7 protein-coding genes are annotated in these 6566 nt (G+C 66.7%); 6 read left to right on the forward strand and 1 reads right to left on the reverse strand.

Translation table 11 applies throughout. The annotated features are described in order from the left end of the window. The 6 genes from Q319_RS26600 to Q319_RS0121985 all read left to right on the forward strand — a co-directional run. A partial coding sequence (locus Q319_RS26600; protein WP_211252409.1) for a transposase occupies window positions 1–317 on the forward strand: 317 nt, incomplete at its 5' end. 271 nt (window positions 318–588) lie between these two features. Then, window positions 589–996, forward strand: coding sequence for a hypothetical protein (locus Q319_RS0121965; RefSeq protein WP_029484551.1), 408 nt, complete (start codon window positions 589–591; stop codon window positions 994–996). Next, complete coding sequence (locus Q319_RS0121970; protein ID WP_029484552.1) at window positions 993–1526, forward strand: hypothetical protein; 534 nt, start codon at window positions 993–995, stop codon at window positions 1524–1526. Before Q319_RS0121965 ends, Q319_RS0121970 begins: the two co-directional genes overlap by 4 nt. Next, window positions 1523–3136, forward strand: coding sequence for a type IV secretory system conjugative DNA transfer family protein (locus tag Q319_RS0121975; RefSeq protein WP_156039541.1), 1614 nt, complete (start codon window positions 1523–1525; stop codon window positions 3134–3136). Before Q319_RS0121970 ends, Q319_RS0121975 begins: the two co-directional genes overlap by 4 nt. Next, window positions 3136–3525 (forward strand): hypothetical protein, encoded by a 390-nt coding sequence (locus Q319_RS0121980; protein WP_029484554.1) that lies wholly within the window; start codon window positions 3136–3138, stop codon window positions 3523–3525. The genes Q319_RS0121975 and Q319_RS0121980 overlap by 1 nt, the downstream gene beginning before the upstream one ends. Window positions 3526–3920: 395 nt before the next feature. Continuing rightward, a complete protein-coding gene (locus Q319_RS0121985) occupies window positions 3921–6080 on the forward strand; it encodes a hypothetical protein (protein ID WP_029484555.1) in 2160 nt (719 codons plus the stop codon). 160 nt (window positions 6081–6240) lie between these two features. On the opposite strand, the gene Q319_RS0121990 is transcribed toward Q319_RS0121985, so the two are convergent. Then, a partial coding sequence (locus Q319_RS0121990; RefSeq protein WP_029484556.1) for a transposase occupies window positions 6241–6566 on the reverse strand: 326 nt, incomplete at its 5' end.

Raw genomic sequence — 6566 nt, forward strand, 5'->3', positions numbered from 1 at the left:
CGCTGTGGTACGCACGGAGGCGCTTTGTGCGCCTCCGTCATGTCTGGGCCGATGGTGGTTATCTGGGCAAGCTGGTCACCTGGACGCTGGAAACACTGGGCTGGACATTGGAAATCATCAAACGCAGTGACAGGGCCACAGGGTTTCAGGTGCTGCCCCGTCGCTGGGTGGTGGAACGCTCATTGGCGTGGTTGACGCGCTCACGTCGGCTGAGCCGGGACTATGAAGGCCGCTGCCATACTTCCGCTTCCTGGTGCTATCTCGCCAACATTCGCCTGATGCTCCGTCGCCTCGACCCATCCGTCGAACCTTTATAAACACGCTCTAAGTGGTGGCGATATCCACGGACCCGGTCAGTTGTTCCTGACCCCATCCCAAAAACCCAGCCACCACTCAATGAAAAGACACTGCTCTCCTGGCCTCGCCTCGCTTTGGGCCATCCACAACGCGGTCATTTGTCGGCAAGATAAGAGCGCTGGAGCTGATGCGACACGCGACGATGGCCCGGAAGTGTCCACCACTCATTTTCTGCACATAATCCGCCGCGCGCTGCGATGCTGGTCTTAGCGCTCACGGAGGTGCGCCCCCATGCCCAAGCAAAAAATCACCATCTGGGTCGAAGAAGACGCGGCCCAGCGCCTGAAAAATCTGGCAGCCGTCGAAGACCTTACGCTCAGCGAGTACGGCGCCACCCTGCTCGCCCGCGGCGTCGCACAGCGCAGCGATGAGCTTGTCCTGGACCTCGCCGGCGCTCGCATCGAGCGCGCCGTTAAGAAGGAAGTCGGCGCGATGTCCGATCGTCTGGCAAAAATCATCGTCCAGGCGGCCATGGAAGCGGGTACCTCGCGCCGCCTGCACCTCAACCAGATCGCGCAGCAGGCCGGCCCCGAGACGGCCCAGGCGCTCAACCGGACGGCCGCCGCCGAAACGCGCGAGCGCCTGCGGACTCCCAGCGCCGCCGTTAAAGATCTGCTCGGTCTGGAGGACGCACCGTGACCATCGTGCGCGCGCGGTTCACCGTCGGCGCCGGCGGTCCCGCCGCCTCGCGCGCCGCCCTGCGGTACGCGGTCCTGCGCCCGGACCGGGATGGCCAGCGCGTTGAGCGCGCGGTGTTCGGCCCTGACGGGCTGGACGTCGCCGGCATCCGCGCACAGTTGGATGCGGCCAGGGGAGACCACCACTACCGTGTGGTGCTCAACCCCGGCGCTGGCCAGCACCCGGTGGATCAGCGTGACTGGACGCGCGACGTGATGGCCGCCGTTGCGGAGGGGCAAGGTGCAGAGGTGCCCTGGCTCGCCGTCGAACACCGCAACCAGAGCCAGCACGATCATGTTCATATCGTCGCCGCCACTGAGCGCCGCCTGACCCGCATGGATCTCCATACCCTGCGCGAGGTGGCCGACAGCAGTTGGGAACGGCACGCCACCTGGGCACGAGCGCTCGATCTCGACGCTGTGCAGGAGCCGCATCAGCAACAGCCTGAGCGCTCACGCGCGCTCACCCCCGCAGGAGCGTGGGAACGGTGAACTGGCTCGATCTGATCACTGCGGGACTGCTGGCCGCAGGGATTCAGTTCCTGCGCGGCGGCCACCCACAGTCCCAGCAGGCGCTTGCTGACGCAGGCTTTGCCTCACCTGACGAAATGCGTGAGCTGCGCGTTCAACTCGAGGAAGCCAACACCGGGGAACGTCTGCTGGTCGCCACCGCGCCGAACGCCCATCACCTGGGCCTGACTGCCCCGCCGGAATTGGGCCACATGCTGGTGGTGGGTCCTAGCCGCTCGGGTAAAGGCCTTCACCTGATCGCCAACCTGCTCGACTGGCGCGGCTCGGCCATCGTGATCGACTTGAAAGGCGAGTTTTACCGAAAAACGTCGGGTTGGCGCTCAGGTTTCGGGCGCGTGGTGGTGCTGGACCCGCGTGGCAACGGAGCGCCATATGACCCCATCAGTCATCTGGCGACGAGCGAGCAGGGTCTGAGCGCAGCGGCCACGATCCTGCTCACGCCAGAAAAAGATGGCAACAACAGTATTTTCGCGTCGGCGGCCGTGCCCATCCTGGTCGCCATGTTCCGCGCGGCCCACATGCTGGGACGGCCGACTTTCGCCCTGGCCGCCGAGTGCGTGCGGCGCCGGGGCATGCAGGGCACCGTTGAACTGCTCAGGACGATCGACGACGCCATCGTGCAGGACAACCTGACACTGTATCTGGGCCAGGGCATGGACGCTGCGGCTGGAGATAAGTCCAGCATGGCCACCAGCCTGGACGATGCCCGCTCGCTGGCCCGGCAGGCCTGGAGCACACTGTCGACCCGGTTGCAGCCGCTGCTCGTGGACGGCGTGCTGCGGATGACCGACACCACCGGCGCGCGTCCCCTCGCGCCGCAGGACCTCTGGGCCGAACCGACGACCGTCTACCTGCGCTGTCCCGAGCGTCTGGCTCCAACCCTGGCTCCTCTGCTGCGACTCATCACTTGGACGCTGATCCAGGCCCGTGTCGCCGCCGCCGATGAAGAGCCGGACGCCCCGCTGATCCCCCTTCTGCTGGGCCTGGACGAGACTGGCATCCTGCCGGTCCCTGGCTTGCCAGACACCCTGGCCACGGTCGCTGGCCGGGGCATTTCCGCAGTGATCTACGTCCAGGCGCTGTCGCAACTCAACGCGGCCTACGGGGTGTACGGTGCCGACGCGCTGATGGCCAACTGTTTGACCCAGATTTTTTACCCCACCAGCGCCCCCGAGACCCAGCGCCACGTGAGCCTGCTGGCCGGCAGCACCGCGCTAGAGCAGCGGTCCCGCTCCACGTCGCGCCCTGTGGGCCTGACTCGCCGGCGGGGCGGGACTGAGACCCAGAGCGCCACGCCACGCGAGCAGCCGCTGATCGGGCCGGGTGAGCTGCGCCGGATGCACGGCGACAACGTCGTGGTGATCGACCGCGCCCGCCCCGCTCTCGTGGCCGCCCGGCTGCGCTGGTTCAGCGAACCGCTGTTCAAAGCGCGCGCGAAGATCGCCGCCCCACCGGTCAAGGCCATCAGGACTGGTGGCCCCTGCTGTCCTCCTCTTCGAAAAGAACCTGAACCTGCACCCCAGGCCCCAACACCCGCTGCCCACGTCTACTTTTCGCCGGAAGACGACTGATGCGGCTGGCGCTGGGCCGGACGCTGTTCGTGTGCGCCGTGCTGCGGGCGGGCTGGTGGGCCTGGACCTGTGTGGTGCAGCGCTGGTGGGCGCAGCTCGATGTGTTTGCCGCCCGTATGGAGCAGAAAGGCTGGGCTACCGCTCTGGGCGCGGTCCCGGACGCACACGCCGAGCTGCTGGGGCGCTGCCTGCTGCGGCCTGGGTGCACCGAGGTTCTGCTGCGCCGCACTGAGCGCCTTACGCTCCAGGTGGCACCGCTCGAGTGGCTGGCCCTGGGCCTGGCCGGCGCGCTGATGGTGGTGGGACTGCTGCTCACCCTGGAGCGCTCCTCAGCGCTGTCCGATGACTCGCCCGGCAAGCAACTCCGGCAGGCCGTCCGGCGCAAGTGAGCGCGCCGGCCAGGCTGGGTCAGGGCAGGCAGGACATCTTGACCCCGGCCCTGCGGCCAACAACGGCGCTGTGGGCGGTGGGCAGAGCATCCCGGCCAAGCTCACGCTGAACCGCATCATGGCGCTCTGCCCTGGCCATTAGCTGTTCAGGACAGCTTAAGCGTGGGTTCTGCTCCGCCCCTGGCAGATTCCATGACGTCGCCTTTCTTCTATCTTTTCTTCACCCACCCCACCTGGGTGCAGAAACTTCTGGCCCCGGCTTCACAGCTGTCACCACCTCTCTTGAGCTTCAGCATTGTTCTGCATCGGGGAGAGTTACTTAAAAGTGATCTGGACCCCCACCAGGACAGCAGAAAAGTTCTGTTCAGACCCCCCCCCTGCTAGCGTGGCGAGCCATGACTGGAATCAAGGAAGAAGTCGAGGCAGTGGTGGGGGCGGCGCTGGCCGGGGGGCCGGGGGTCTCGGTGATCCGCGCGGTGCCCGGTGGCGGGAAGACTGCTGGGGCCATCGCGGCGGCGGTGGCGCGGCTGCCGGAAAAAGCCCTGTGGGCGGTGCGAGAGACCGTGTGCAGCCGTCAGGCGGGAGCGGCGCCCACTCTGGCCGCGCAGACGGCCAGGGACTTCCAGGGCGCGGCGGGTCAGGATGTGACGCAAACCATCCTCGGGTGCGCCCACCTGAGCGATGACGCGTACCACCAGCAGTTCACCTGGGACCGTCCGGTAGCCGTGGTCAGCCACGCGCACCTGCCGCTGTTGCTCCAGCCTGGTCTGCATGGACCACTGGGCAAACTGCGCGAGGCCAGCGGCGTCATCATCGACGAGGACCCACTGAGTGCGCTGTCGCTGCATGTCGGCCTCACCAGCGGACAGGGTCAGTTGCGTGGTCTGCCGCTGGCGAATCTGGCTGAAGTGCTGCGGCCCCACGCCATGGACGCCCGGCAACAGGCCGCCGTCGACATGCTGGCCGCACTGGCCCGGGGCTGGCCGCCGGAACTGAAGCGGCACTTGACGGGCGTTCATCCGTTCGCCGCCGCCTGGCCCAGCCAGGGCATCGCGCGGTGCATGCTGCGCGGGCCGGGCTTTTGGGCGCTGATCGGCCCGGCCCTGCAAATTCTGGCGGAGCAGCCTGCCGCCGCTACGGCGCTGCGCGCAGCCATCGCTGGGCACCTGTTTCCCTGGCTCCGGGGCGAGGACATCAGCCTGACCACCCGCGAACGGCTCGCCGATCTGCTGGTGGACGCCCTTCTCGATGATCTCGTCGCCGCTGAGGAAGGGCAGATCCGCCGGCGCTGTGGACTGGTGTGGCGCGGGGACTTTGAGTCGGTGTACCCCAAGGTGTTGGCCTTCGACATCTTGCAGCCCGCACTGGTTGACCGCCCCATCGTGGTCCTGGACGCGTATGCCTCTGAGGCCCAGTACCGCGCCATTTTCGGCTCGGACTGCCGGATCCTCGATGTCGGCGCGCGCCGTCCGTTGCGGGTCCAACTGGCTCCGCAGCTCGCTCTGGACCCCGCGCGGTCCCAGCCGCGCAAAGCTGTCCTGGTGGCCCGCGAGATCCTGGCGCACGCGGCGCGGTCCCCAGGAGGGCAGGTACTTCTGGTCCCGCAAGGTTCCCATAAAGCTGTCCAGCAGGCGCTGTCCACGGCGGCAGGACTTACTGGCGTGTGCGCCTCGCCGCCCAGGGTGGCCCACTGGTACGGGGGGCGAGGCAACAACACTTTCCTGGGCCAGGACACGCGCGCCCTGACCATGCCCCATTTGCCCGCTGTCGTGCGCGAGTGCAGCCTGACGGCACTGTTTCCGCTCGAATTGGACCATGCGGCGCGCGCCGCCCTGATGGGCCACCACGAGCGCTCAGAACTGCTGCAGATGCTGCACCGGGGCCGTCAGCTCCAGTTTGCTCCGACGTCGGCCCCGCGCTCGATTCTGCACGCCTTGCCCTGCGCGCTGTGCCCCGAACACGCGCGCGCCACCTGCAATGCTCAGGATCACACCCAGCCCACGGCCTGTAGGCACTGGGCTGGTGATCTGGAACTGGAGCCGTACGCGACGGTGGTCCCAGTGACCACAGGAAGTCCAAACCCTATGTTCGGAGCAGTGCTGGCCGACGTTGCGCGTGATCTGGAGCAGTCCTGCGGCGGTGCGCCCCTCATTGCGCTGGAGGCACTGGGCCTTGTCGTGCCGCGCGCTAAGAGGGCGGCCCACCAAGCGCAACTCCTTACGGCAACCAGGGCGTTGTTGGCGCTGGGGAAGGATCCTATCCTGCCTGCGCTGAGCGCCTGGCGGGGACGTTGGCAGGCACTTCCTGGACCGTTTTCAGATCGCCGTACAGCGGTCTGGTGTGGCCTGGTGGACGCCTGTGGCGACCGATCCCGGCGGTCTGTCTATCAGGTGCTGGGCGCGGGAGGGCTGGGCTGGTCACGCTGTCCGGTGCGGACCTCGCAGCCAACACCGTTGATCGTCTGGGCGCCGGACAAGGCCGCAGCCGTCAGGGCGCTTCAGTGCCTGCTGCCCGGCCTGGCTGTTTCTTCCAGCGCGACAACGGAAAACCGCTGACGAGTCAAGGGCGTGCAGGCCAGATGGAGAAGAAAAAATGGACACAGGGGGGGAGAGGAAACAACATAGCAGCGGCGTTGCTGGGTGGGCCTGAAAAAAGTGAAGGAGGGCACCTGGGACCAGTGGAAAGAGGAAGGGTTCAGTACCGGACAACTTGAGTTCAGGCGGTGCTGAGCGCAGGAAAAGGGTGACTCAGGAGGCCAAAGTAGGCTTCGGCCTGTGGGCGATCCCATCTCAGCGCTCTCGCCAGATATTGCCAGCCATACTGGTACACGCTTGTTGCGCGGCGACCATGAGCCTTGATCAGAATCGGTTTGCACGCGTTCATCCAGACGCCCACCCTCAAACAGCACACCCAGGCCAGCGTGACCAGTCCAAATAACCGCTCCAGTCGGTCAGCGTGGGTCACCGCTGACCGTTCCAGGTCGAAGCCCCGCGACTTCATGCTGCTGAACGTACACTCGATGCTCCAGCGCAGTCGATAGA

The sequence above is a fragment of the Deinococcus marmoris DSM 12784 genome (assembly GCF_000701405.1).
GTDB classification, from domain to species: Bacteria; Deinococcota; Deinococci; order Deinococcales; family Deinococcaceae; genus Deinococcus; species Deinococcus marmoris.

Excerpts from the sequence above, each read along its gene's own strand:
- Q319_RS0121965 (WP_029484551.1), top strand. The coding sequence starts at position 589 with ATGCCCAAGCAAAAAATCACCATCTGGGTCGAAGAAGACGCGGCCCAG.
- Q319_RS0121980 (WP_029484554.1), top strand. The coding sequence starts at position 3,136 with ATGCGGCTGGCGCTGGGCCGGACGCTGTTCGTGTGCGCCGTGCTGCGG.
- Q319_RS0121985 (WP_029484555.1), top strand. The coding sequence starts at position 3,921 with ATGACTGGAATCAAGGAAGAAGTCGAGGCAGTGGTGGGGGCGGCGCTG.